28 protein-coding genes are annotated in these 25,687 nt (G+C 31.7%); 26 read left to right on the top strand and 2 right to left on the bottom strand.

Translation table 11 applies throughout. The annotated features are described in order from the left end of the window. Nucleotides 1-210: 210 nt before the first annotated feature. Complete coding sequence (locus AVL50_RS32920; protein ID WP_157491219.1) at nucleotides 211-357, top strand: hypothetical protein; 147 nt, start codon at nucleotides 211-213, stop codon at nucleotides 355-357. 336 nt (nucleotides 358-693) lie between these two features. Here the strand turns inward: AVL50_RS32920 and AVL50_RS08585 are convergent, their stop codons facing one another. Both AVL50_RS08585 and AVL50_RS08580 read right to left on the bottom strand, forming a co-directional pair. Beyond that, entirely contained in the window at nucleotides 694-2,364 is a 1,671-nt protein-coding gene (locus AVL50_RS08585; protein ID WP_172826801.1) for a Hint domain-containing protein, read from the bottom strand. A gap of 68 nt (nucleotides 2,365-2,432) precedes the next feature. Then, nucleotides 2,433-3,248 carry a hypothetical protein gene (locus AVL50_RS08580; protein ID WP_062616080.1) on the bottom strand — a complete coding sequence of 272 codons (816 nt, stop codon included), beginning with the start codon at nucleotides 3,246-3,248 and terminating at the stop codon, nucleotides 2,433-2,435. Between the two features lie 635 nt (nucleotides 3,249-3,883). Here AVL50_RS08580 and AVL50_RS08575 point away from each other — a divergent pair. The 25 genes from AVL50_RS08575 to AVL50_RS08455 all read left to right on the top strand — a co-directional run bounded on the left by AVL50_RS08575 (nucleotide 3,884) and on the right by AVL50_RS08455 (nucleotide 25,472). Further along, nucleotides 3,884-4,915: a hypothetical protein gene (locus AVL50_RS08575; RefSeq protein ID WP_062616079.1), complete on the top strand. Its 1,032-nt coding sequence runs from the start codon at nucleotides 3,884-3,886 to the stop codon at nucleotides 4,913-4,915. 186 nt (nucleotides 4,916-5,101) lie between these two features. Further along, the gene (locus AVL50_RS08570) at nucleotides 5,102-5,443 is read left to right on the top strand and encodes a hypothetical protein (RefSeq protein ID WP_216639022.1); all 342 of its coding nucleotides are present in this window, start codon (nucleotides 5,102-5,104) and stop codon (nucleotides 5,441-5,443) included. A 439-nt stretch (nucleotides 5,444-5,882) separates the two neighbouring features. Then, nucleotides 5,883-7,133: a TlpA disulfide reductase family protein gene (locus tag AVL50_RS08565; RefSeq protein ID WP_062616078.1), complete on the top strand. Its 1,251-nt coding sequence runs from the start codon at nucleotides 5,883-5,885 to the stop codon at nucleotides 7,131-7,133. A gap of 296 nt (nucleotides 7,134-7,429) precedes the next feature. Beyond that, nucleotides 7,430-7,924, top strand: a complete 495-nt coding sequence (locus tag AVL50_RS08560) for a hypothetical protein (RefSeq protein WP_062616077.1) — start codon at nucleotides 7,430-7,432, stop codon at nucleotides 7,922-7,924. A gap of 124 nt (nucleotides 7,925-8,048) precedes the next feature. Further along, entirely contained in the window at nucleotides 8,049-8,495 is a 447-nt protein-coding gene (locus AVL50_RS08555; protein WP_157491218.1) for a hypothetical protein, read from the top strand. Nucleotides 8,496-8,616: 121 nt separating this feature from the next. Continuing rightward, complete coding sequence (locus AVL50_RS08550) at nucleotides 8,617-9,084, top strand: hypothetical protein (protein WP_062616075.1); 468 nt, start codon at nucleotides 8,617-8,619, stop codon at nucleotides 9,082-9,084. Nucleotides 9,085-9,292: 208 nt separating this feature from the next. After that, nucleotides 9,293-10,021 (top strand): hypothetical protein, encoded by a 729-nt coding sequence (locus AVL50_RS08545; RefSeq protein WP_157491217.1) that lies wholly within the window; start codon nucleotides 9,293-9,295, stop codon nucleotides 10,019-10,021. Nucleotides 10,022-10,118: 97 nt separating this feature from the next. Further along, nucleotides 10,119-10,718 carry a hypothetical protein gene (locus AVL50_RS08540; protein WP_062616073.1) on the top strand — a complete coding sequence of 200 codons (600 nt, stop codon included), beginning with the start codon at nucleotides 10,119-10,121 and terminating at the stop codon, nucleotides 10,716-10,718. 118 nt (nucleotides 10,719-10,836) lie between these two features. Further along, nucleotides 10,837-11,418, top strand: a complete 582-nt coding sequence (locus AVL50_RS08535) for a hypothetical protein (protein ID WP_062616072.1) — start codon at nucleotides 10,837-10,839, stop codon at nucleotides 11,416-11,418. Between the two features lie 244 nt (nucleotides 11,419-11,662). Continuing rightward, complete coding sequence (locus AVL50_RS08530) at nucleotides 11,663-12,019, top strand: hypothetical protein (RefSeq protein ID WP_062616071.1); 357 nt, start codon at nucleotides 11,663-11,665, stop codon at nucleotides 12,017-12,019. Nucleotides 12,020-12,594: 575 nt separating this feature from the next. Further along, the gene (locus AVL50_RS08525) at nucleotides 12,595-13,296 is read left to right on the top strand and encodes a hypothetical protein (RefSeq protein WP_157491216.1); all 702 of its coding nucleotides are present in this window, start codon (nucleotides 12,595-12,597) and stop codon (nucleotides 13,294-13,296) included. Nucleotides 13,297-13,300: 4 nt separating this feature from the next. Then, complete coding sequence (locus AVL50_RS08520; RefSeq protein ID WP_172826800.1) at nucleotides 13,301-14,296, top strand: response regulator transcription factor; 996 nt, start codon at nucleotides 13,301-13,303, stop codon at nucleotides 14,294-14,296. Nucleotides 14,297-14,706: 410 nt separating this feature from the next. Continuing rightward, the gene (locus AVL50_RS08515; RefSeq protein ID WP_172826799.1) at nucleotides 14,707-15,594 is read left to right on the top strand and encodes a S9 family peptidase; all 888 of its coding nucleotides are present in this window, start codon (nucleotides 14,707-14,709) and stop codon (nucleotides 15,592-15,594) included. Between the two features lie 86 nt (nucleotides 15,595-15,680). After that, nucleotides 15,681-16,142: an HAD domain-containing protein gene (locus AVL50_RS08510; protein WP_062616067.1), complete on the top strand. Its 462-nt coding sequence runs from the start codon at nucleotides 15,681-15,683 to the stop codon at nucleotides 16,140-16,142. A gap of 95 nt (nucleotides 16,143-16,237) precedes the next feature. Then, nucleotides 16,238-16,999: a hypothetical protein gene (locus AVL50_RS08505; protein WP_062616066.1), complete on the top strand. Its 762-nt coding sequence runs from the start codon at nucleotides 16,238-16,240 to the stop codon at nucleotides 16,997-16,999. A gap of 217 nt (nucleotides 17,000-17,216) precedes the next feature. Then, nucleotides 17,217-17,756 carry a hypothetical protein gene (locus AVL50_RS32915; RefSeq protein ID WP_062616065.1) on the top strand — a complete coding sequence of 180 codons (540 nt, stop codon included), beginning with the start codon at nucleotides 17,217-17,219 and terminating at the stop codon, nucleotides 17,754-17,756. Further along, nucleotides 17,734-18,075: a helix-turn-helix transcriptional regulator gene (locus tag AVL50_RS08495; protein WP_062616064.1), complete on the top strand. Its 342-nt coding sequence runs from the start codon at nucleotides 17,734-17,736 to the stop codon at nucleotides 18,073-18,075. The genes AVL50_RS32915 and AVL50_RS08495 overlap by 23 nt, the downstream gene beginning before the upstream one ends. Before the next feature lie 194 nt (nucleotides 18,076-18,269). Then, nucleotides 18,270-18,944, top strand: coding sequence for a hypothetical protein (locus tag AVL50_RS08490; protein ID WP_062616063.1), 675 nt, complete (start codon nucleotides 18,270-18,272; stop codon nucleotides 18,942-18,944). Nucleotides 18,945-18,948: 4 nt separating this feature from the next. Beyond that, nucleotides 18,949-20,217, top strand: coding sequence for a hypothetical protein (locus AVL50_RS08485; RefSeq protein WP_157491215.1), 1,269 nt, complete (start codon nucleotides 18,949-18,951; stop codon nucleotides 20,215-20,217). Between the two features lie 159 nt (nucleotides 20,218-20,376). Then, entirely contained in the window at nucleotides 20,377-20,937 is a 561-nt protein-coding gene (locus AVL50_RS08480; protein WP_062616061.1) for a Crp/Fnr family transcriptional regulator, read from the top strand. Between the two features lie 85 nt (nucleotides 20,938-21,022). Then, a complete protein-coding gene (locus AVL50_RS08475; protein WP_062616060.1) occupies nucleotides 21,023-21,757 on the top strand; it encodes an SDR family oxidoreductase in 735 nt (244 codons plus the stop codon). Between the two features lie 49 nt (nucleotides 21,758-21,806). Continuing rightward, complete coding sequence (locus tag AVL50_RS08470; RefSeq protein WP_157491214.1) at nucleotides 21,807-22,598, top strand: DJ-1/PfpI family protein; 792 nt, start codon at nucleotides 21,807-21,809, stop codon at nucleotides 22,596-22,598. A 785-nt stretch (nucleotides 22,599-23,383) separates the two neighbouring features. Continuing rightward, nucleotides 23,384-23,962: a hypothetical protein gene (locus AVL50_RS08465; RefSeq protein ID WP_062616058.1), complete on the top strand. Its 579-nt coding sequence runs from the start codon at nucleotides 23,384-23,386 to the stop codon at nucleotides 23,960-23,962. A gap of 53 nt (nucleotides 23,963-24,015) precedes the next feature. Continuing rightward, nucleotides 24,016-24,549, top strand: coding sequence for a hypothetical protein (locus AVL50_RS08460; RefSeq protein WP_062616057.1), 534 nt, complete (start codon nucleotides 24,016-24,018; stop codon nucleotides 24,547-24,549). Between the two features lie 35 nt (nucleotides 24,550-24,584). Next, complete coding sequence (locus AVL50_RS08455; protein WP_172826798.1) at nucleotides 24,585-25,472, top strand: tetratricopeptide repeat protein; 888 nt, start codon at nucleotides 24,585-24,587, stop codon at nucleotides 25,470-25,472. The last annotated feature ends 215 nt before the right edge of the window (nucleotides 25,473-25,687 follow it).

Raw genomic sequence — 25,687 nt, 5'->3', positions numbered from 1 at the left:
GAAAAGTATGCTCGCTTGCAAACACTTGCGAAAGCTCAATGAAGAATTCTATCGGTAAGCCGTATGAGGGAAAACTTCACGTACGGTTTGATGAAGGGGGTTCTGATAGCTTTCTCAAAATGATTACATTTATAATTATTTAAACAGAGAGAGCTATCAGGCTCTACTCTACGGCATTATCATCAATATTATTACTAAAAAATAAAACAAATGAGTTTCGAAATTTCAGTTGTAGCAGAACAAGAAGATATATATGTTGATACATTTTTTAGTGAAATTTTTACAATATTTTTAACAGGTTGGGAGTTTGAACAAATAATTAAATTTTCAGGTATAGATATGACTCCAAATGTTTAAGTTCCTTATCGTAAGTCATCCTCTCATTTCTCATAGATATAAAGATTATTAATAGAGTCTTAACTTGATATCTAGTCAAAGTATAGCGGGTAAACATTCCTTACGCTACAGTTTGGCTTATCGCTAAAAAGGTTTTCAGGAAACCTTTTCTTAACGCTTTTCCCTCCGACTGTGGTTTCAAAACTTCTAAAAAAACATAAGTTTTAAAACGCTCGACACCCAAGCCTCCTCCTCATATTTGTTTACCTGCTATGTATTCAAATTAGGCCTGAAAATCTCTGATTCTCGTATTTTTGCCTCCTATGGTAGTTAGGTTGATTTACATATTAAAATGAGTTATTTCTTTTTAAAATATATTTCAACATCCTCATGTAAAAATGAAGGAACTTGTGATTTTATCCAATTTATGTCATTTAACCTCAATTGACGTTGTATATGCTGAGCATTAACATCTCCAACTAGGAAGCCATTGGCGAAAAATGTACCAGAAGGGACAGAGACATCATGAGAAGATTTAAAATTGGATGTTGCCAGATTGCACATGATGCCTGCATCTTCTATTTGTTCTATTTTGGAAATCTCTTCCATCCCATCAATGGTTTTAAGTTTTTCACCTATTAGTAATTCCTGAGCTGTTTTAGACTCTTCCTGAGTAAAAAAGATATGATTGTGGCTCGTAATTATTTCTTTTTCTTTAGAGGTTATGATTTTATAAGCATTGCTTTTATGAATACCTTTCGTTGTCCATAAAACCTCCACTACATCACCTTTTTCATTGATAACTACTTTATCTCCAGCTTTTATTTCTTCTATTACTTTTTGATGATTACCTTCTAGAGTAACCAAAGCGTCTTTACCTAGACAATGCCAAACAAAATTTATGGGCATTATTCGTGTCGTTCCGTTAAAAGTTGAGTCTTCATAACCTGTGCTTATGACATACGTTACTCCAAAGTGACCATCTTCCAAGACTACTGCAATCTCTGCATAAAAAGCTGCTAGGATATCTGAACTCCAAGGTACGTTTCCAAAAGTTATTGGGTTTCCTCGATCTTTAGCATCTACTCCGGGAGGTAAATTCCAAACCAATTTCTTTGGATTGTTTTCATCAACACTAAAACTTTCAGCTATATGGTCATATTCTTGTGCATTTAGTTTTGTATTACCTCCAGAAGTTTTATCTGTTAGATCAATTTTTAGAAGTAGATTTTTACCAAATACTAAAGGAGATTTGATGTTTTTCGAGAATGTTGCATTTCCAACAAAAGGAACTTTACCTATTGGATGATTCTGGGTTTTTTCATCCCAAACATAATCAAATTGAGCATCACGTCCTTGGTCACTCCACGGTCTTCCGAGACCTATATTTACTGCCTTGTCATTTAGAGGGTTTCCTGATGTACGTATAGGGGCGTTAATCTCTTGTTTTTCTGAAAAGTTCATATTTGAACTTGTTTGACGCTTCACTATACCGGATATACCTTCATTCTCCTCTTTAATTCCTGTTGTAGATGGGAAGTAAATATATGACATAAAGGATTCTACGCCTGTATCCGTTGAATCGGAATGGTCAGAGTTTATATCTAAATATGTATTCCAAAAGCTTTTTCCAGAACCATGCGCTACGATGTCCTTGGTTTCTGTATTTTGAATAAGCAAAGTCATATCCATAGCGTCAAAACCTCCCACTACAGTACCAAAACCAGTAGCCACAATTGTATTATCTTTTTGTTTGTCAACAACAGGTATTCCAAAAGTAGTTTCCCAACCGGATATCTCCTTCTTTATAGCTTTCTTTTGATAATCAGAATCTCTCTTTTGGTGCTTTTCCTTTATTTTTTCTAAGCTTATTAAAGTCCCTGGGTATTCTTTTGAATGTCCACTTAAAAAAAACATTAGCTTCGCAAATTCAAATTGTTTTTCATCTCTGAAATCAAATTCTAAATGATCTTCCTCCTCCAAAAGTTTGTTGATATACTTGAATAATTCTTTTTGGTCTTTTGTCAAACTGTGCATAGTAAGAAATTTAAATACCCGCTTTGTATGATCGACATATCAAAGCGGGTAATGATTAATTAGGCTAGTTTATTGATCGATTTAAAGAACGCTATTTCCGACTCATCAAGTGGTACAGAAGGAACTTTTGAGACGGCTAATAACTCTTGCAAGCTACTATTATCAATCTGACAGGTTATCTGTCCTTCTATAGTATCCGTTTTGACATCAATTCCTAAACTATCAAAGTTAATGTCAAATGAGTTTTCTTTTAAATCTTCTTCTACACTTAGGTTATTATCTGAATCTCTCTCAATTATATTTTGTGATATTGCAGACACACCTTTGTCTGAATTAAAATAAAAATAGGTCATTTGTGAAAGAAGCAAAGAAGTAGATAATATCGTCAACTGAGTAGTTGTACAAGATAACCTAAATGGGCCAACATATATATATTTTCCAAAAGTTAAGCCTTTGAAACCAAGCTTAAATAAATTGTGTCCTCCTCCAGCTACGCTTTCAAGGTTACCCTCCCCCTGAACCAAGCCTGTAGTGATATTCGTTTCGGGACTTACCAACGGGTTTTCAGCCTCATCGAATGGTATCTTTTCTAAGGGCTGTATTACGTAAGTCACTCCTCCTTGATCATTTCCTTGGGTTGAATTAGGCACAGCAATTGAAGCATATGAAGTTGGAGAAGTATTGGCAGCATAAATAGTTGATTTACCGTCAACATTTTTTCTATAAAATGTGACTCCTCCTGATTCCACAACACCAAAAAAGCTAGCGGAACTTTCTTCATGTACAAAAACAGATCTGCTTTCCCCCGGACTTAATGCTTGGCAAACTTTCCCTATAAGCATACCCCCTGTTAATAATGCGTTTATTATACTCATTTTAGTTTGGATTTAAATATTAAATAGTTGGTTTGTTATAATTAACTGAGCTATCGCTCTTTTAAAAATTTTGAATTAAAACTCTTAATTATAAAAGTTATAAACTTTTCCTACTCAATTTAAAAATAGGCTTTTCGGATTCCGCCTTTGTAATTAAAACTGATAGTAGCTACTCAATCGAATAATTTGTTTTGATTACTTTACAAATGTCTTATGATATTAGACTATATTTTAGAGTATAAATACCTGATTTAAAAAAATAAGTACTAACACCTAATCTTAGTTATCTCCTAACATTTGATAATTCAAAATTGAGGCATTAATGACTTGAATTATGGTGAAATGTCATGATTGCTTGATATTAGTGTATAAGCGTACTAATTCTTGGCACAAAAGGAAAAAGTGCATAACAATTTATAAACGTAATAGGAGCAAAGGTCTGTTAGATTTGGAAAAGTATGCCCGTTTGAAAACGCATGCGAAAGCTCGTTGAAGAATCCTATTGGTAAGCCGTATGAGGGAAAACTTCACGTATGCTTTGATAAAGGGGGTACTGATAGTTTACTGAAATTTACTACTTTTATAATTATTAATTTGAGTGAACTATCAGACTCTACTTCTACGGTAAAATTTAAATGAAACGAGCGTCTAACATATTACTGATTTTGTTCTTGATTATTTCAAGAATTAATACTTATGGTCAAATAACTATAGCACCTTTATTAACTATTAAGGATAACTTGTTGGATATAAATTATAACGCAAAGCAGGAATATTGCTTATTTGAAGCTGAACCGAAAAATTTAATTGAAAATCCAGAATATAGAGCACAATTAATTAAAGATTACAGAATTAAATCTATTACATACAAGACTTTATCAGATGAAAAGACTGAACTATTTGATAGCACAGGTCACCTAGTAAAGGTAAGGATAATGAACAATCAAGAGCAGATTCGAGAAGTAAGTTATTTCAATGAGATTAACAATCAATCATTTCTTGTAAAATCTTCACCAAATAGAAAACCTTCTAAAAACCTCTATTACTACAACTATGATAAAAATGCCAACTTGATTAGTTATAATGAGATTGACAAAAGAGGCTTTTTTCGAAGAAGATATAGAGCTTCACAAAATTATATATATGATACAAACGGAAATCTTCGCGAGATTAAAGGAGTTAAACAGTTCGACTATGATTCTGCAAATAGATTAGTATTGGAAAAGGAAATAAACATCTATGGTGAAAGATTTTCAAAAGTCAACAGAATAAAAAGGGATAGAGCGAATTATGCTAATAGACAATTCAAAGAGTACTTTTATAATTCATCTGGATTATTAAAACAGATTCGAATTAACCATTTTGACAGCCTCCAATTCAAAAATTACAAGATAACATTTGAGCACGATGATTTAGATCGATTAATAAAGATTACGAAATATCATGCAAGTGGAGAGGAATGGAAAGTAAATAAATTGGAGTATTCAAATGGATACATAATTACAAATTCTAAAATTTTGTGTTCAGGTTCTGATAGCTTTACCATTGTCAAAATGCTATATCACTATGAAAATGGATTAATAACTAAAAGTGAGAAGTATTTTAGTAATAAATGGACAACAGAAAAACAGATAGAAGAAGTCAAATATGAGTATACATTCTATTGATTTGATATGAAAAATTTGCATAACAAAAAATATAGGTCATTTGGCGAATAGTTCTAAATTTGAACAAGGTAACATTAAATAAAATACATATCGGTTTGATAGGCAGGTGTTTTTTGTGCCAAATGCTGCATTTTCAAACCGTTGTGTACAATTATGTTAAACACTCAGATGTAAAAATTTAATTCAGTGGAAAATAAAAATAACGAATCAATTTGTGAAAAAATAGGTGTAAAGCCTGATAGACCAACACCAAATTCTATTATTGGATTAGCAATAGATTCTTTAGGCAATGGTGTAATACATGGTTTGAGGCACCCTTCTGAACAGAATACCAATGGGTGGTATATTTGGTCAGGTGATTATTCAGAATATGAAGATTTTTTTAAACCTGTTTGTAAAGAACATCTAAATGAGTACATAAAAATAGACCTAGAAAAGTATTTGGATTTACCAGCAGGATATCGATTTTTAATTGATGGGAATCAATATGAAGATGTTTGGTTTGATGAGAGTCTTCTTGAAATTTAATTATTAAAGTCAAAGATTATTCTTATTTAAATTACTGTTTTACGTACTAATGTTTTAATCTATATAGACGTATATTTTATATATTCTACAAAATTCATTTATGAGTTATATCAATATTTTGAAAGATTCAAATTGTAAATACTAATTTCAAATGCAGTTTTATTGAATTGGAAGTTAAATAAATAGTGCAGAATAATTAGGGTTTAGTTTGGTCTTCAAAACCAAAAATTTAGCTCTAGTTGAACAAAGGTGGTGAGTAAACAATTAATTCTGAAATCATATTTGTGATGAAGTTCTTCTCCTAATCAACATCACATTCATGTGGTTATTCTCTCTTTCACTTCTTAAAAAAGCTATTCTTGTTTTGTAATACATAAAAATGTAAATTCATATCATCTTTCAACAATCTAGTAGCAAACTTTGAAAACTGAAATCTAAAATGAAACTAATAACAAACTTCCTATTACTATTTGTAACTGTATTTTTTTTCAACTGTTCATCAACTCAAGAACAACTTCTTGAAATCAATGGAAAAACAGTTGGGGTAGACACTAAATCCATAATTTTAGTCAAAGCTGGTCAGTATATTGACTCTGACTCATTGATTGAAATACCTGTTAAGGATGGAGAATTTTACTATAAAGCAAAGTTAGATTATCCTCAGTGTGTGGAATTGTATCTAGGAGAAGCAAAAAATATTGGAGGAAGATTTATGCCTCTGTTTTTGACAAATGAAAAAATTGACTTAACAATTTACGCTGAAAAAGAGTTTGACAAAAACGTAGTTGAAGGTGGTGAACTCAACGCTCAATACCAAAAGTACAAAGTAGATAATATATTCATTTCAAAATTAAATACTTTGCATGACAGTATGGCGCTGTTATTACAAACTGATCAATTTCATAGTGATCAAGCAAAACAGTTAAATGCAGCAAAAAGAAAACCTGAAAATCGTGAGGATAAAGTCATTATTCAACAAAAAATTAATGATTTAAAAGAGAGCAATCAGTATTTAAGCACGAAAGCACAAATCATTGATAACAAATTAAAATTGTACAATAAGAAACAGAAAGAATTTCAGCAAGATTACATAGAAAAAAATCCTTCAATTGTATCTTACTTTTTCTTTATTCAAGACCTTATGTATCATAAAGAGAGGGTCGATATTAATATCGCTAAAAAAAATCTTCAGCTTCTTTCAGATGCAAACCCCAATCACCCATATAATACATTGGCTTACAACTTAACTAAAGCAATTGACAACATAAAAGTTGGGAAAAAATATGTTGACTTTACTGCACCTGACTTGAATGGAAATAATATCAAACTTTCTGAAAAAATTGAGAATAAGATTGCTTTGTTAGATTTATGGGCAACTTGGTGTGGGCCTTGTATTGTCAAAAGTAGAACTATGGTTCCTGTATATAATGATTTTAAAGACAAAGGTTTTACAATTATCGGAGTAGCAGGAGAAAGAAAAAATACGGATAAATTTATCAGATTTCTCGAAAAAGAAAAATGGCCTTGGTTGAATTTGGTAGAAGTAGATGATCAAAATAATATATGGCAAAAATATAATATAGATGGAAGTGGCGGTGGAATATTTCTAATTGATGAAAACGGGGTGATTCTTGTCAAAGATCCAACTGCGGAAGAAGTTAGAAAGGTATTGGAATCGCGTTTGAATTAAAACATTTTACAAGGATTTAGTAAAATACAATCAGAGTAAAATTATAAAATGAGGATAAAGGCTGATAGGGAGAATATATAAAAAATAGTTCTTGTTGTGGTTCGTGTGGACGTCCCTACAACGGTATCCATCGTAAAGGATACCTTACAAAATTGAAAGTAAATTGAGGGGACATTATATTGCAATATTCTTTCGGATCACTATAAAAAGCACTTGAGAGGCCATAAGGTTTTGAATGTCCTCACAAACCACAACAAGAAGCCTCCAACTCAATTTACATTTACTCTATACATAAGATGAAGCAATTTATTATTATTACATTACTAATTACCTCTTTCTCTAATGAATTAAAAGCATGTGAATGTACACGTCCATGGAATGACTCATTTAAGAAGACCATTAAAACATCTAATTTTGTAGCCTTGGTTAAGATCATTTCATTTGATTCTTATGTAGGCCATAATCCCTCGGGTGGCTCTGAAAAAACTCCTTATTCAATGACCGTAGAAATAATAAGAAAGTTTAAAGGAAAAGAACAGAGAAAGAGAGTCACTATATATGGAGATGATGGAATGCTTTGCAGACCATATCTAACAGCCTTTGAAATAAATAAATACTATTTAATATCACCAAATGCATTAGAAAAATCTTCAAAAACCGATTACTATTTCTTTTTATGCAGAACTGAATTTTTGAAGGTGGATCTTAATAAAAATAAAGTTTTTGGAAGGTACTCATTTTTTCAAAATAGCGCTTCGATAAATTCAGTTGAACGAGTTTGCAGAAAATAAAGAAACACTTCGACTGTTTTCAAAAACAGTTTACGCCATGAATCGACTGACCTAACCTATCTCTCAAAGCGTGGTCATTCTGATGTCAAGATTCTAACTTAATAAGATGATAAGGTAGATAAATATGACACTTCAGAAAAATACCTTATTACTATTGGGAAAAATGGACAAATCTGAAAAAATTAAAAGGTTAATTATTGATTTTGAAAATGACAAAATTTCAAGTGAAAAAGCATTAATTGAGATTAATAAACTATCAAATATTGTGGTTGATAATTTCTCTTTACAAACCTATAATTCAAGTATGGATTTAGAAATGTATGTGAGGATTTTGACGATAGAGTCTATTGTGGATTGGCAAGAAATAGACGACAAAAGAGCTATTGATCTAATAAATGAAATCCTTGAGTCAACTGATGATGATGCAGTACTCCACAGAAACTTTGAGGCGCTTGAAAAAAGATATTCAAAACCCACTGGCACATTATCTGATTGGATATTTCATGACGATATTACGGAAGCAAATGAATTATTACTGTTATTAAAGAAAAATACAACGATTATTTTATAAGGGTACAGATACATTCTATTTTAATAATAATTTTATGGTTTTCTGTAAGAATAATTTTAATAGCCAAAAGGTGACATTCAATTTGAAATAAAACAACAACTAAAACAAACATCAAAGAGTTATGGGAGTAGCAACATATGTGCAAGGGTACAAGAAAAATGAAGACTGTATTTCAGGAAAGATTCAATCTATTGGGTGGTTTGAAGTCAATAAAAACAAAATTCAAGATCACAAAATCGAGAATTCATTTATGGTCTTTCACGAAGAACTACACTCATTAATGTATATAATGAGGTATGAAGTACCTTATGATCTCGGTTTTTATGATTTAAGAAACCTTACTTTTTATTATCATATTGTCGATTATATTACGGGTAACGGATATTGTCAAATTAATAATGAGCCTCATGAGGTAATGTTTGATGGTAAAAATGTATTAGAAGCTCTATCTTCTATTTATAATGTTTTTGATCGTTTACCTCTTGATGAAGAGATTAAAACTTCTGAAAAAGAAATCCTAAAAGAGCTTATCGAAATATTAACCATCATATCTAACAATGATGGGATTGTAAGTTTCACTTTAGGTTAAATTTACCAATGGTTAGATTTCGTGTCATTGCAGTTACATTACATCATAAAAAATCTTCAATATCAAAAAGCCTCATCTATATATAATAGCTCTTATCATCTTGGTTTGTTCTTGTCAAGAGAAAAAATCAAAATTAGATAAAGCATCATTTACCAATACTAAGTGGGTATCAATCACTGATGATGAAACAGATTACCTCTCGTCAAGTATGTTGATCATTGATTCAATTGGTAACATCACCTATCAAAATCAAGATAATAGTGTTTATATTTCAGAAATTACTGATTACGATTCTAACCGCTATTATTCTTTTAAAGGTGAAATTGTTAGGCATACAAAAGACACAATTGAAATAGAATTAAATACACCAATTAGAATTGAAGTACAAAATTTAGGGCCTTTTACTATCCATCAAAAAAAGCTATCATTTGTGAACTTAGAAAAAGAACTACAATATAATACAGACTTTAACCTTATATCATTATCAAGCAATTGTCACAAAAATAATTACAAGGGTTTTACTATAGAGATTGTAGAAAATGGTGAAGTATTTTTTTTCGGTTCGTTATCCAGGGGTTCTAGTATGGAATTGTATACAAGCCAACTAAGTGATTTTCAAATGTCAATGTTAAAAAGTTTATTGGACATAGCTGTTTTAAATACACCAAGGTCATTTTATCAAAAACCATATATTCTTGGTAATGGTCATAATTGCTATATTCATTTAAAAATCTCTACAAATAACTCAAATGACGAAGCTATTATGAGTCAAGACGATATAGATTATAATGTGAAAGAGCTAACCGATTTTATGAATAAAATAATTGACAATAATACATTTGAGAAATATAAAGACGAGCATATTTTTCAAACAAAAAGATTTTATAAAAATAGTTTTAGATTAAGTGATTACTTCAGTAATTCAAAATATAATTAACTAAAGCAATCTAGCAACAGCTAAACGTTACATGTTGGATGATGTACCTTCTTATATCGTTTAGCGAATTCATTTAAATTTACCATAAAGAAATAAAATGGAAGAAGAATTATATTCAAAGTTCGCTCAAGAAATACTTGAGAGCCCTGACGAAGTGTATGAACTGACAGAAAAGGACATTCAAACAGGAACAATTGAGTTTCTGATAATGAGGGAAGAAGGATATGCTGAGTACGTCATTGAAATTGGGGTGGAAGAAAATGAGTTTAGCGACGAAACCAATTATGGTGGTTTTACCATTGAAATGCCTATAAAATCATATGGTTTCAACTCATTACAAGGAAAGACTTTTGATAAAGATGATTTAATAGATACTCACGGTTCTTTCTACATCGTCAATAGATATGAAGATTTAGAAATTCATAGCATTACTTTTGGTCAACTGAAAGGAGAAAATCTGGAGGCCTCAATCGAGTTCTCACTAATCTATCCAAATTGGAAAAAATCTAAAGGGACGATCAAATCATCATTGAAAATCGGACCGATCGTAGTTAGTAATCAAATTGTTGATCCTTCAGAAGAAAACCGGGAAAAAACACTTTCTATTTTGGAAAACTATCTTGATCAATCTGAACTGGATCTTGATTCCAACATTCCAAATATGAACGGATTTAGATTTCAATATAGGGTGAAATAGAAAGTACACTATAATGGATATATTCTATGGTGTTTTAAAAAATATAATTTGACATACTGGTATTTATTCAATGTTCGGAGCCAATACAATTGTAACTTTATTACACACTTAATTTATTATGAGAAGGCAGAAAATGATACTGTTAGTATTATTATTAGGGATGTCATTCAGAGCTTACACTCAAGAGGTTGAAGCTATAATGCCATTTAATAATATGATATACCTTGGCGATAGACCGATACCATTACAAAGTAAACGGGTCGATTTTGGACTAAGAGTTTGGTTTAATATTGGGACGTCTATAGACAGAATAATAACTTTAACCAAAACAACAACTTCAAATCAAACTGAAATCTATTGTTACATCCAAGAGATAGGGACAGTTCATAAAAGAAAGAAGAGTAAACAGATCTATAATCGATATGAAGCCAAACCAAATAGTGGTTATGATACTTTCTTAAGTACAATAGATAGTCTCAATCTTTTTGATTACAAAAGTCAAGATACTTTTGAACATGTATTAGATCACAATCCTTTTTCAGTTTATATGATTGAAGTTAAAGATAAAGACAGGTATAATTTTTTTGAGTTTAATACTTATTGGCCATATAAAGAATATGCAATAGAAAAGCAGTATGAAGAGCTTATAGAACTTATAGTTTCTGAATTTGAAATAAACTTTAGATTTCCGGAGAAATAAAACTAGCTACACCAATAGCAAAACATCAAGTCTCGATCGACGCGACCTCCCTCGCAGTTTAGAAATTTCTTTGGAACACATTGATCTTTATGCGAATTAAATTCATCTTTTTTATCTGTTTACTGATAATATCTTCATGTAATAACAAACGATTTACAACTCCAATAAATATCAATAAATCGGTGAGATATATTGAGTTTGTTGATAGTGTCATTCAACAGCATTCAAAATATGAAACTGTAAAATGGATTTTGTGCACCCTGTAAATGTACAAAGAACAGAAGATGTTGTAAATGATAATTTTGGAGATAAAGATCTATTAATACCTCAAACCTTTGTTCCTCCACCAACGATTTTAACGTATGAGTTGAGTGACTTTTCATTTGAGGAAAGTAAAATAAATGTAGATGTTTTGCATCCTTCTAATTTCGATATGAATCTAGATTCATTGTGTTACGAGGAGTCAATGAAGAGAGGTAAAGGAATAATTTTTTCCAAGCCCTATTTTTGGAGTGACTCTCAAGATAAGAAATGGATAGACTATCAAATAATAGAAAATCCTTCATATGATTTGGGGTATTTTAGAATAGAATATAAATAAAAACGTGTGAAATAATTAGAGCTTAGTTTGGCCTTCAGCCCCCAATAATATGTCCTAGTTGAGCAAAGGTGGTGGAATCTTTCTAATTGATGAAAATATGAGAATTCTTGCCAAAGATCCAACTGCGGAGAAAGTTAGATAGGTATTGGAGTCGTGGTTGAATTAAAGAACGTATAAATTATCAACCGTAAAATAAACAGGGCAGTTCAGTCATCGATATATATACCTACAGACTTCAAGCTAATCATGAAACCCAGAATTGAGAAACCCTCACTATATGTGGTTTTGAACTAATAGTCATCATAGCGAATGATATTTATAGTTGAGGGAGCAGTCTATAGTGAAAAACACATCCCTGTATGCTTATACGCAGAAAATCAATTGAATATATTTTAAAATCATCCTTAGAGTTTAATTTTTCATACTTCTTTCATACCTTTTTCCTACCCCATTCGGACCTATTTTTTTGAATGCTCAAGTTAAATTTGCTCTCAAATCAATTATTAGACATTAAATTTACAATGATGCGAAAAGACATAATTTTTTTATTCGTTTTACTTCTAAACAACACCTTTGTGTTTTGTCAAGTAGAAAAAGATAAGCCGGCAGACAACTACATCTACCCTCCTAATTCATATAATAATTATGAAGGGTTGACACCTAAAGAAAGTTGGGATATTCACAAAGCAGCTTACATCAAGCAATTGAAATCAAAAGGAAGTACAGGTGAAGAATACGATAAAAGTCTTCTTGAATATGAAAAACAGAAAGAGGAATTTTTAACCCAAGTGAAAGAACAGAATAGAATTGCAGAAGTTCAAAGGGAGAAAGACGATGAACTTAGAAAGCAACATGCTATTCAAAGAGAGAAAGATGCTGAACTTAGAAAGAAATCACAAGCTTGGAGAGAACATTCCGAAGATATATTAATTAAAAATATTACGCTCTCTAATAAATCCAATGGTAGTAAACCAATCACTTTTGATGTACCCACAAAAACAACTTTGTACATAGGTGTCCGAGCACATATACGTTCTGGAAATGTTTCAATCGAAATTTTCAATCCTAAAGGAATTAAAGAAGGAGAACTATCTTTAAAGTATCAACCAAATTCAAACGAAAATAGTGATGGACCGGAATATACCTCAGGTGCACTTAATAAAACAATCTCAAATACAGATGTTGGGGAATGGCAGATAAAAATCTCATCCCAAAAATCGAACGGTAATATTGCCATGTCCGTTGCTCAATCTATTAAACCTACTGTGGATGAATAAAATAATGAAAAACACAATAACTATTCTCCTCCTCATTTTGTGTTGTCAAGTCAATGCGTTTTCTAATAATATTGGTCACATATCTGGCAAATTGATATTAGATGATACTTGGGACAGAAAAATATATGTGTCCTACCTCAAAACATTTGAAAAAGAATATGCTGTTTCGAATGATATAATAATTACAAGTGCCACTATTGATAGTCTTGGTAATTTCAAAATAGATTTGAAGAAGGTGCCAACAGAATGGTCATTCTTCCGATTACATATCGTCAAAAAAGGCGTTTCACCCAACTCATTAGTCATTGGCAGTTTAGATGAAAATTTTATGCACTTAATCGCCAAACAAGATTCTGAAATAGAATTGTTCAATACGGGAGGAAGGCCAATATTCTCGAATACAAAAATTAATGGGGCCGACCATATGAAGACTTTTGACTATATTAAAAAACTGTCTAATTATCCCAATTCAATTGACTACGAAAAGTCAATCATAGAAAAGGAATTTATTAAAGAGGTCGTCTCAGAAAAGTTAAAATCAGTTGCAGATACCTGCAAGCATCCATTGGTTTCTCTTTATGCCATTTACCAAATCGATTTTCAAGCAAATTATTTAGTTAATCCTAAATTTTACGAGGACTATTTGTCAAAATGGGAAAATGAAAACAGTTCATATTTTTATTCCTTCCGACAAAAATTCCATATTGTTGAAGATGATTTCTCCAATGAAAATACTATAAAACACATCATTTTTTTTATGAGTGTTGTAGGTTTTATTACAGTTGGTGTTTTGATTTTATTTAAACGTAAAAATCAAAACATCAATCAATTAAGCATTCAGGAACGAAAAATATTTGACTTATTAAGAAATGGCCTGAGTAATAAAGAAATATCAGCTGAATGTAATATCGAGTTAACCACCGTAAAATCACACATAAGCAGTATTTACTCCAAACTAAAAATAAAATCTAGAAAAGAAGCTGTAAATTTTAAAATCTAAATCAAAATAAAAACCTTCAAATAACACTATTCTTCTTAAGGTAAATCTGTAATAAAACGCTCAAAGTCGGGATCTACACCCTCATTGGGTTGTAACATTATTAAAACGCTCATACCTGAAGGCAAATCGACACTTCTTGTTTTGTAATACATTACTATTTAAATTAGAATCATCTTTCAACAATCACATGAGCAAACTGATTTTTTGATGGGATATTCTAAACATTTTTTACTAATAGATACAAATTATTATGCTAATTCGAGGATCTAGTGGTAAAAGCATTCTTATTATTCATCATAGATAAAGGATAAAACTCACTATAATACTATTTAAAAATGAATTTAATATTGAATCGTGCTACTCTGACACAATCATTTCAAATACCAATATACCAAGAGAAAAATTTCATCATGCAAAATATAAAATCACTAGCTATAACATTTATACTTATTGCAAATTTTATAAGTCTATGTACTATAGAAAGTTCTGCACAAGTTCAAAAATCGAGATATAAAGACTTTAGAAAAAATTTTAAAACCTCTATAATAAAAGAAATAAAAGCACCTCAATTTTATAATGAATTTGACTCACCTCCTGAGAATGTTTCGGTTGTTTCATACGAATCTAACGGAAGAAAACTTAAAGGACTTCTGAATACGGTTAACTTGGATTCAACCAAAAAAACAAAAGCAATAGTATATTTACATGGAGGGTTTTCCCTTGGGTATTCAGACCTTTCAGATTGCCAGCCATTTATAGACGCTGGGTATATAGTCTTTGCTCCAACATATAGAGGTGAAAATGGTAATGAAGGCAATTTTGAATATTTCTTTGGAGAAGTAGAGGATGCTGAAAATGCAGTAAATTGGTTAGCTAAGCAAAGCTATATCGATTCAGAACAAATATTTGTCTTTGGTCATAGTATTGGAGGAGGAATGTCAGCTTTATTAAGCCTCAATAATAATTGTGCTTCAAAGCTAAATGGTAGTAGTTCCGGAATATATTTTCAGGAATGGCTACCTCAATTAGTAGATGAAGAAAATATGCCTTTTGATATATCCATTGAAAATGAAATCCTATATCGATGTCCAGTTTACACATTAAACTATCTAGAAAGAAGACACTTAATGTATATAGGTTCAGATGATGATTTCGAATGGTACAAAACAACAATAGAAGAAATGTATGAAAATACCATTCCCAAATACTTTAATCTGATTGAATTAGATGGTGATCATTTTTCAAGTTTAGAACCTTCAATGATAAAGTTTATCGAAGAAATTGAAAAAAAACTATAAAAAGGAAATAAAACTAACATTACATTTCTAGACTAAAGAGAAACACCTGCATCCAAGGAGAGTTTTTTAATACAATCTTAAAAAAAATGAGGAAACCTACTTTGATTTTGGATCTAGATGGAGTTTTAATTACAACTCCGATGTGGAAAGCAGACGAAATTGATGCAGATGGATATTCAAAATTCAATGCAAATTGTGTTACTAATTTAAATAAACTTCTATCTGTTTTTGAATGCGATATTATATTAAGTTCAACACGTAGAACCGTGAAAAAATTGGATGAATTCAACGAAATTTTCAAGTATAGACAGATAAATTGTCCAATAAAATCATTTCTACCTATTTATGACCACTGCAAGAATCGAAAGGAAGAGATTGAACAATATATAAATGAATCAGATATTGTCGATTTTTTAATTATTGACGATGATAAATCCTTAAATAGCTTGAATCCATCTATTCAAAATAAATTAGTTCGAACAGAACTTATAAAAGGGTTCAATGAAGAGAAATTAAATGAGGCAATTAGGATTATAAAAAGATCATAATCTCTTATTTGATGCTATTGTTGTATGGTAGTTATTAAATATTTGTTGGAAACAATGTGTATCTAAAAAGCTGAAATAGTAATAAATTCAAAATCATGACTTCTATGTTAATCAATTATGCTCCTTTTATTTCAATTTATAACTTAGATGATGTTGAAATTCAATTACAAGATGAGGTAATATGGCTTTTTTCTAAGCATCTAAAAGGATTAAAAGCTTCAAGAACACGATTAAATATTCATATTTTAGAAAACCCTAAAGAGATATTTGTAGATGAAGAAACGAGTATAAAGTCTGTTTCGATATATTTTGATGTGCCAAGTTTTTTAGAATTAGAGAGAGAAAAGAAGAAGGAGTTGTTATTAACCTTAATCTATGATTGTTTATCAATCATAAGTGAAAAAGTTGAAGGGTGGGTGCAAGGAAATATTGAAGAAGCATATCAAAATTGCTTGAATGACGAATGCCCAAATGTATATATCACTAATTATAAACAAAGCCCAAACAGAAAAAGGAAAGTAGCAATTAAGTATGTTCTTGATGGAAAAAAAGTAACCCTATTTTTACTGCTAAAAATAAAAGCAACGCAAACAGAAAAAGAGTATAAATTAATTGAAACATTTCTGGATGAGTTGGCTTGGAACAAAACTTTTCAAAACCCTCGATGGTTAAATGACGGTGAATTTGGTTTTACTTTAAAGAACAGTAATGATGTCATGCTTACTTATAATTTTGAAAAGGAGTTTCCTAATTGGATCCATAATGGAAGTTCTTCAGTTGACTTAGGCCACATTAGACGTGTTACATTTAGAGAATTTAATTCAGTTGAAGAAAGAAGGAGATGGGTGAATTTTTAAGAGTCAGAAAATCCAATGATAACATACTATATAATGCTATTACCTTGTGATAGTAATTTATAAACGAAGTGTTATATTGAAACACCTAAACAAATGAATACTACAACTAAACTTGTTGCAAAAGAAAATGCTTCAATTTGAATATATCTTACTCTTTATAACCTACACTGCATTGACCATTTCTTTGTTTCTGCAAATACTGTGTTACAATAAGAAAATGGAGAATCGGGAGACGATTGGGTTTACAATTTCACTTCTATTATTATTAATCTCCATAAGTGTGTCCCCATTATTTCAAGAGGAAGAGACGACAACCCTTTCTACCTTACTTTGTATGATTTTGATCTCTTGTACTACCTTTTTGGATACGTTGAGTCAACAGAAACATTCCATCCCCGTTAAGTTTAAAAAAATACACATTGGGGTTTCAATAGTTTTAGCGGTAATAGTGATCGGTGCAAAGCTATTGGGTGAAATGATTTTGGCACAATGGGCGGTGATTGTATTTCTAATTATTTCCATCGTAACATCAATGCTTATTACAAGAAGTACAAAGGCCATCCAGCAATTCCAGCATTTGGAGAAATCTAATAGGATTTTTGCACTCACTTTTCTAGTGCTGACACCTATTTATCTGATTTTTCATTATGCTTTTGAACAAGAGTACCAACATTTTCAAATTGGGTTTCTATTGTACATTGCTTTTACAGCATTGGCTATCAGAAAAATCTACGATGATTTTTCATTATGCTTTTGAACAAGAGTACCAACATTTTCAAATTGGGTTTCTATTGTACATTGCTTTTACAGCATTGGCTATCAGAAAAATCTACGATGACATGCAAAGGTTGTCTCTCATCCAAAAAGATAGCACACCCAACGGACAGCAATTCAAGAACTATTCTCTTACAAAACGGGAGCAAGAAATAGCATCTTTGCTTCACAAGGGTGTGACTTATCAGAATATCGCTGATCAGCTTTTTATTTCTCTACCTACTGTAAAAACTCATGCAAGTAATATCTATAAAAAATGTGGTGTGAAAACCCGTAATGAACTTTCAAACTTGCTTCGATAATAGAATTTCGATAGTTGTCAGTCATCATTAGCCCACGACTTAAGTCGTGGGCTAATGATGGGGTAAATAATACAACTAACTGAATATCAATGCTCATACTTTTGTATGATATTCCTTTATCAGGCCTAAATCATACTTTTACCCGATTGTGAACCTCTCACATCACTAATAGTTTTGCTTCAAAAATTAAGATTATGAAGCACAAATTATTACTCATCACATTTATTGTTTTTTATTCCATTGGGACTAATGCACAAGAAATAGCACTGCATAAGACAACCTCCAAAAAACAATGGAATGCTACTGACTATTCTTCTAAGGTGAATAGCGTCTATAAGGATTCTATTCAAAGTAAAACTACGAAGTTCTTTATTGCCTATGACCTTGGAGAAGCTGTTTTTAACCAATTCAAATCTCTGGGTGGAGAAGTAGGTATAAGGTTTAAAAATGACCACTTACTAAGGCTTGCTTTCACCTATCTTTATTTGTCTGAAAAACATCTATCTTCTGATTTTGCAAAAGCGGTAGACGGTAAAAATGTAAAAGGAAAGCAAGTTGGTTTTGAATTCTTTTATGACTTTCCTGTTTTCACCAAAGGGCTTTATATCGCACCTTCTTTTGGGTATTATGACCATGAATACACACATACTATCTCTAATGAAAAACTTCAAAAATCCTCTTTTACTATTGGAAGTGCCATCAGTTTTGTGGAAACAGATGTAATGAAAATAAAAGGTCTTTACTATAGAGTTTCTCTTCCATTACGATTCACCCTTGATCCCATTCAGGATACACAACTCGGTGATACAACCGTTAAGAATAATCGATTTGATAATAGTATTTGGTTTTTCATTGGCTTTCAATTTTAATAAAATGGATAAGATAATAATCACAATCATCATGAGTTGTTTGTTCGTTTTCAACCTACAAGCTCAAGACAATACATCCCAAAAACAGAGATTGGATTTTGCACAAATGTATTTAGAAGCAGGGGGCAACTTTTTCCCTTCCTTTACAGGGAAACAAATGATCAACGGAGAGGTAATGCCCATTGATTACTCCGCTACTTTAAATCCATACATCACTTGGGGAGGATTTCACTTTTGGGGTCATACCGAATTCTATGTAACATTCCCTCTAAGTCAAATCAACTTGGATGGAAATGATGCCCAGCACAAAATGCTACATTCTGTAGCAACTGGAGCAAGGATCTACCCTTGGGCCATGAAAAAAGGGAAATTACGTCCTTATATTGGCTTTAACTGGGGTGCATTGACATTTGAACAAATTCCGCAGACAGGAGAGAAACATACCGCGATTGCTAAAGATTTTATGCTGAATTTTGATGCAGGTTTAATGTACAGTTATAAAAAAATCGCATTCAGAATGGCCGTCAATTATTTTCCTAATACTAAATGGAAATACCCTCTTAGTAAGACTGATATGACAGAAATTAAAACGCCTTCGTATTCCATTCAATTTGGCTTACTTTATTCTTTTGACGCTACCAAAAACAATACTCAAAAGAACCTTGATCAATGGAATAGTTACCCAAGTGTTTCAAAGCTTTCTTATGATGCCAAATCATTCGGAGACTTCTTTATTGGTGTTGGACCTTCCATCTCATTTTCACTTTCCAATTCAGCCTACAATGCTCAGGAATTTCCTTATTTACAACAACGATTAGCTTCTTCCAGCTATCTTGATTTTGCATTGGGTTATCACTTTAACAAAGCCAACTTTTTCACAGCTTTATCTTTCAGAAACCCAACCTTTACCACCGAGGGGTTTGGCACCAAACAAACCCTCCAAAAAAACTCATGGACTCTAGAAGCGAATAAATTTCTGATTGACTTCTCTGGCTTTGCGCCCTACATTGGTCTCAATCTCGCCTATGATACTATTGAATACACAGAGGAAGTAGATGGATCGAAACGTAGTTTTAATTATTCATCCTTTGAACCTGGACTTACTTTTGGGTGGGACATTGTACCCGGAAAAACCAATGAAGCTATTATTCTCAGAACCAATCTAAGATGGTATCCTTACTCTAGCTTTAAGGTTGATGGTAAAGCATTTGATTTTAGTCAGCTAGAATATAATTTGATTCAGGTGGTGTTTTATCCGCAAAGGCTTTTCTAATAAGCTGTACTTAAATCAAGACTAAGTCTTCTCTTTTTTTAAAAAAAAGAAATATCAATTGATAGTAGGCGATAATTCTGTTTATAGTGTATTCAATAGATAAATTTTCAGTACTTTCAGATGTATTTTGTCGAGTTAGTTATGGAGTGAAATTATAATATGCTAGAAGAAACTTTAAAACAGATTGTCCCTTTTGATGATAAAACACTGGGAAAACTGACACATCTATTCGAGGAAGTTCACCTAAAAAAAGGGACAAAATTTGCTGAAAAAGGAGAATATTCAAGGAATATTGCTTTTGTAAGATCAGGAGTTTTACGAGCGTATTACAGTAGTGAAAAAGCAGAGGAATACAATAAAACATTTTTTACAGAAAATAATTTTGTTGGAGCTTATTCTTCATTAATTACGCAAAGCCCAAACCTTATTGATATTGATTGTCTTACTGACTGCCGATTGCTTGTAGCTACTTACCGGGACGTTATTGCACTTTATGATCAATATCCTCAGGTAGAAAGGCTTGCTCGTATTCTAGCCGAGCAGTTTTTTGTAAGGAAGGAAAAAAGAGAAATAGAATTGGTAACCTTAGAAGCTAAAGACCGCTACGTTATTTTTCAAAAAGAGCATCCAGAGCTCGAACAACTTATACCACAATATCACATTGCTTCTTATTTGGGGGTGAGCCCCACACAGTTGAGTAGAATTAGAGCCCAAAGATAAAACTCCTCTCCATTCCTTTACATATGTAAAGGGAATCCTTCCTAAAATCCCTGAACTTTGTATCGCAACATTTAGACAAAATAATATGCGATTAAACGGAAATAAAATTCTTATTACAGGAGCGACGGCGGGAATTGGAGAAGCATTACTTCATAAGTTTCTAGCCCTTGATAATCAAGTGATAGCCATTGGTAGAAATGAACTAAAGCTAAAAGAATTAGCCCAAAAAGATAAACGAATAATTCCATTTACTTGTGACATCTCCAAAATTGATGAATTAAAGGAGCTGAAACTTTTTATAGAAGAAAAGCACCCCGACACCAATATATTAGTCAATAATGCTGGGGTTCAATGCAACTATCATTTTGATGAAGAAGAACAACTGATGGACAAGATAGAACAGGAAATCGATGTCAATTTTAGAGCACCTCTTCAACTTATTGCTTTGACGTTGCCCTTTCTAAAAAACAATGATAATTCGGCTATCGTCAATGTATCATCAGGCTTGGGGTTAGTACCCAAAAGGCAGGCGCCAGTGTATTGTGGTACAAAAGCAGGGATTCATATTTTTTCCAAAGCCTTACGCTATCAACTTAAACATACTAAAGTATTTGAAATTATCCCGGCTTTGGTAGATACTCAAATGACTGCAGGCAGGGGAAAAGGAAAAATAGCACCTGAACAGTTGGTTGAAGAGTTTATCGTTTGCTTCAAAAAAGACAAATATGAGGTAAGTATAGGAAAGGTAAAACTATTAAAAATTATCAATCGCTTATTTCCTTCAATTGCTGAGAAAATCATGAAAAATGGAGGTGAATAATGACTTCATCATTCCAACATCCGAACTTATCAAACTCAAAAAGTACAAAATGAAACAGATCACAAAAGCAATCATATTATTCATCTCGTTATTGGTTTCGACTTCAACATTTGCTCAAAATAGTAAAGTGTTATTTGTCATGAGCGAGGCAGATACTTTACTATTGAAAAAAGGAAAAAAGAAACGCTCAACGGGTGTATTTCTCAATGAATTTTATCAAGCTTACAAAGCGATAATCAATGAGGGTTATACAGTAGATTTTGCAACGCCTTCAGGAGGAAAAGCCTCCATAGATCAAGAAAGTTTAAATGATGATTATTGGAAAGAAAACCTAGAGATGAAACAAGAAGCAATTGATTTCTGGGAGAGTAATACTGCCTTTTCCAATCCTATGATTTTAGAGGAAGCTATCGAAAGAGAAAGCGAATACATTGGCTTAGTGATACCAGGCGGACAGGGACTTATGGTTGATTTGATTTATGATCAAAATACTCCTGAACTCCTAAAATCTTTTGCCAAGGATCAAAAAGCAATAGGTTTAATATGCCACGCTCCAAGCCTGATTACAACTATTCCAAAAAATGATAATCCTTTTATCGGCTACAATGTCAATTCTGTGACAGGATTTGAGGAGTTTTACATCGAGAAATTTATAATGAAAGGCAAGCCTAAGAACCGTAAAATTGCGAAACAACTTAAAAAACTAGGATTGAAATATGAAAAGGGCAGACCAGGTAAAAGCTTTGCAATAAGAGATAGAAACTTAGTCACCAGTCAAAACCCGTATTCAGGCAACAAGTTCAATACACTCTATTTGAAAGCCCTCGAAGAAGTGAAATAAAGCATTTCAATCTACATACACTGAATCTTTAAATGACTACTCGATAAATATGATAACTCTGTTTGGCCGTTGTATTGCAACGGCTAAACGTATTTCACACTACTTACAAATCAAAGAAAAGTACAGCTACAAAAGTCCATCATTTCAATTATGGGTTTACATTAAAGGAAAAGAAGTCAAGTAGTCATTTGGTGATTTGTAATATAAATTAGAATAATAATGTATTGCGTTTGATAGTTTGAAATTCTTTTCTACCTTGATAGAAGTAAACTATATATTACTTAAAGTATTACTATTACAAGAAGTAATTTTTCTATAGAATTCAAACAAACGCTTAATCATGAATCAAAAAGTTGAATTCATTCTATCCAAAACCTTGGTTAAATTACAGAGAAGATGGCAATTTCTAAAAAGGGCTTAAGGCAAATCATTGTTGGCAATCGTCAATTTTACTGGAAATTTCACGAAAAGATTTTTGTGTTTTCGGAAGAATATAAAAATAGGGTGTTAATTGTAGATTTCGGTTGGTATGATGTATGACTTTATGTAAATGAAAATAAGTCTCCTGATTTTGAGCCAAAAAACGTTACACCCAAGTTTGTTAGTGAGTCAATTAATTATGCTTTGGCTCAAGGTTGAGGTGATGAAAAAATGGAAATAGAATTTAGAAATGGAGTTTACTCAAAAAAAAATAAACAGTATTCACATAAACATTAAAACTGTATTTTGGAAGGATAGACCTTTATTACAGTTTGGTGAATTTTTGATCATAAACTAATATAAGAATGAAAAAATCATTACTCTTACTTCTTTTTACGCTATTCAGTTTTTATGGATATACACAATCAATCGCACCTGCACCAACGGATAAGGCAGTCGTTTACTTTGTTAGATCTTCATCGTTAGGGTTTGCTATAAATTTCACTTATTTTGATAGTACTAAAGTTATTGGTCGTTTTAATGGACCAAATTTTTTGAGATATGAGTGTGATCCCGGTGAGCATTTGTTTTGGGCTAGGGCAGAAAATAAAGATTATGTTAAAGCAGACCTTGAAGCAGGAAAAATTTATGTTATCGATGTTATTCCAGAAATGGGAGCTATAAAAGCAGGACTTCAACTACAACCTATTAACTCTCCTAATTATAAAATGAAAAAGACACAGAAACTGCTTACTAAAGGCACATCTGAATCATTTACTGAAGCAGAATTAGCAGAGTTACAACAGCAAATGGAAGAGGTTGTAATAAAAGGGTTGGAAAAGTACAATAAAAAGGAATCAGTGAAGGAGCTTGGTGACTTAACATTTGAGCCTGAGAACCTTTTATATATCAAAAAGAAAGAAAAAGATAAAAAAACGATGTAGAAATGTCAAGGAAATTTAGTTTACAATGTACTTAAAGGGAATTTATTGATACCATGAAAATACTAAAATATATAGCATTAACTGTGATAGTTGTAGCCGTTGCGTTGGCATTTTCTTATAAGCAAATTATCTCTGCTGTTTTGATACCGCAATATATAGAATGGGCCTATGAAACAGATAAAAAAGGCTTAGAAATTGGTGTGCCCTTAAACGATAAAGAGCTATTACTGGCTTCTGATATCGGGATCAAACACCCGGATAAAGTAAGGTTAGTTTACGTGGATCAAGTTCCGTTCCCTCGTGAGAATTTTGCCTTAAAAACACTTGGCGAAGCACTGGGATTTATTGGTGAAGGTATTATAAATAATGCACAAGCTTTTGGCTATTCAATATATATTCGAAACGGATATGAGTTAACTCGACCTAAATTAGCTCATGAACTGGTACATGTACTTCAGGTGGAAAGGTCTAGTTTAGAGATAATAATAACACAGTATTTTTCAGATTTAGAAAAATATGGATATGACAATGCACCATTGGAGGTTGAAGCTTATAAAGCCAATAAGAAATACAGCGAAAACTGGTAATAATAGTAATTAATAATAGTACTAAAATGAGAGAAATGAGATTTTTTATTTTACTGATTCTGAATGTAGTAACGACTTCTATACTACATGGACAAACTCTAACGGAGAAAATAGCAAAAAATGCTTGCGAATACTTGGATTCAATAGATAAAAACAGCATCAATGAAGATAGTATTCAATCCAGCGTTGCTATAGCAATGGCCAAAGTTCTATCTGAAGATTCTTTAACTTCAGACGAAAAAGAATACCTTGGAACAATGGAAGGTATAAAAGGGACATTAGAAGAAACATATAATTTACTTCCAAGTGACTGTTATAAAGTAAGGTGGTATGTTTTAGAATCTAAAAAAAGTATTTTTTATAAAAGTTCTGACAACCAATCAGCAAATGATTGTTTTGAAAAAGGGAATGAATTTTTGAAAAGCGGTAATTATAATAAAGCCCTCAAGCAATTTAAAACTGCAGTGAAAAAAGATAATAATTTTATCTATGCCATTGATCATTTAGCAATCTCATACAGAAGAAAGGGAAACTTTAAATCAGCAATAAAGTATTATAAAAGGTCCCTTGAAATATTTCCTGAAGGAGATCTTGCACTACTAAATATTGCAGTTTGCTATTCTTTAACCCAAGATTATGAAAATTCAATTGATAGTTATAGTCAACTTAAATACCTTTATCCTGATAATCCAGAAGGTTATTTTGGGTTATCAAAAATGCTGTTTTTGAGAGGTGATTATGAGAATGCCTTAGACAATATCTTTATTGCACATCGCATATATGTTGAAATGAACTCTAACTATGCAAAAGATAGTGAGCAAATAATGGGGCTTATGTTTTCAGAACTTAAAAAATTGAATAAATCAGATTTGATAGAGAAAAAAGCGAAAGAGCATAATATAGAGGTACAGGTACAGAAATAATATCTACCAGGAATACTTTAACTGCATCAAAAGCACATAGTATTATAGCATCAAAAATGAGATGTATTGGTTAAACAAATTAGTTTAAAGCAATGATGAAGAAACAGTTTCAAAAGTTTTTATTAATATCCATCTTCACATTTTCATTTTTGGTGGTGGCTTTCTTTTCAGTTTATTTTTGGTTATCCATTAAATGGAAAGATTTCATTTCTGTT

Source organism: Flammeovirga sp. SJP92 (assembly GCF_001583495.1).
GTDB lineage: Bacteria > Bacteroidota > Bacteroidia > Cytophagales > Flammeovirgaceae > Flammeovirga.
Note: the sequence above shows the minus strand (reverse complement) of the source record. Positions and strands in the feature narration are given on the sequence as shown.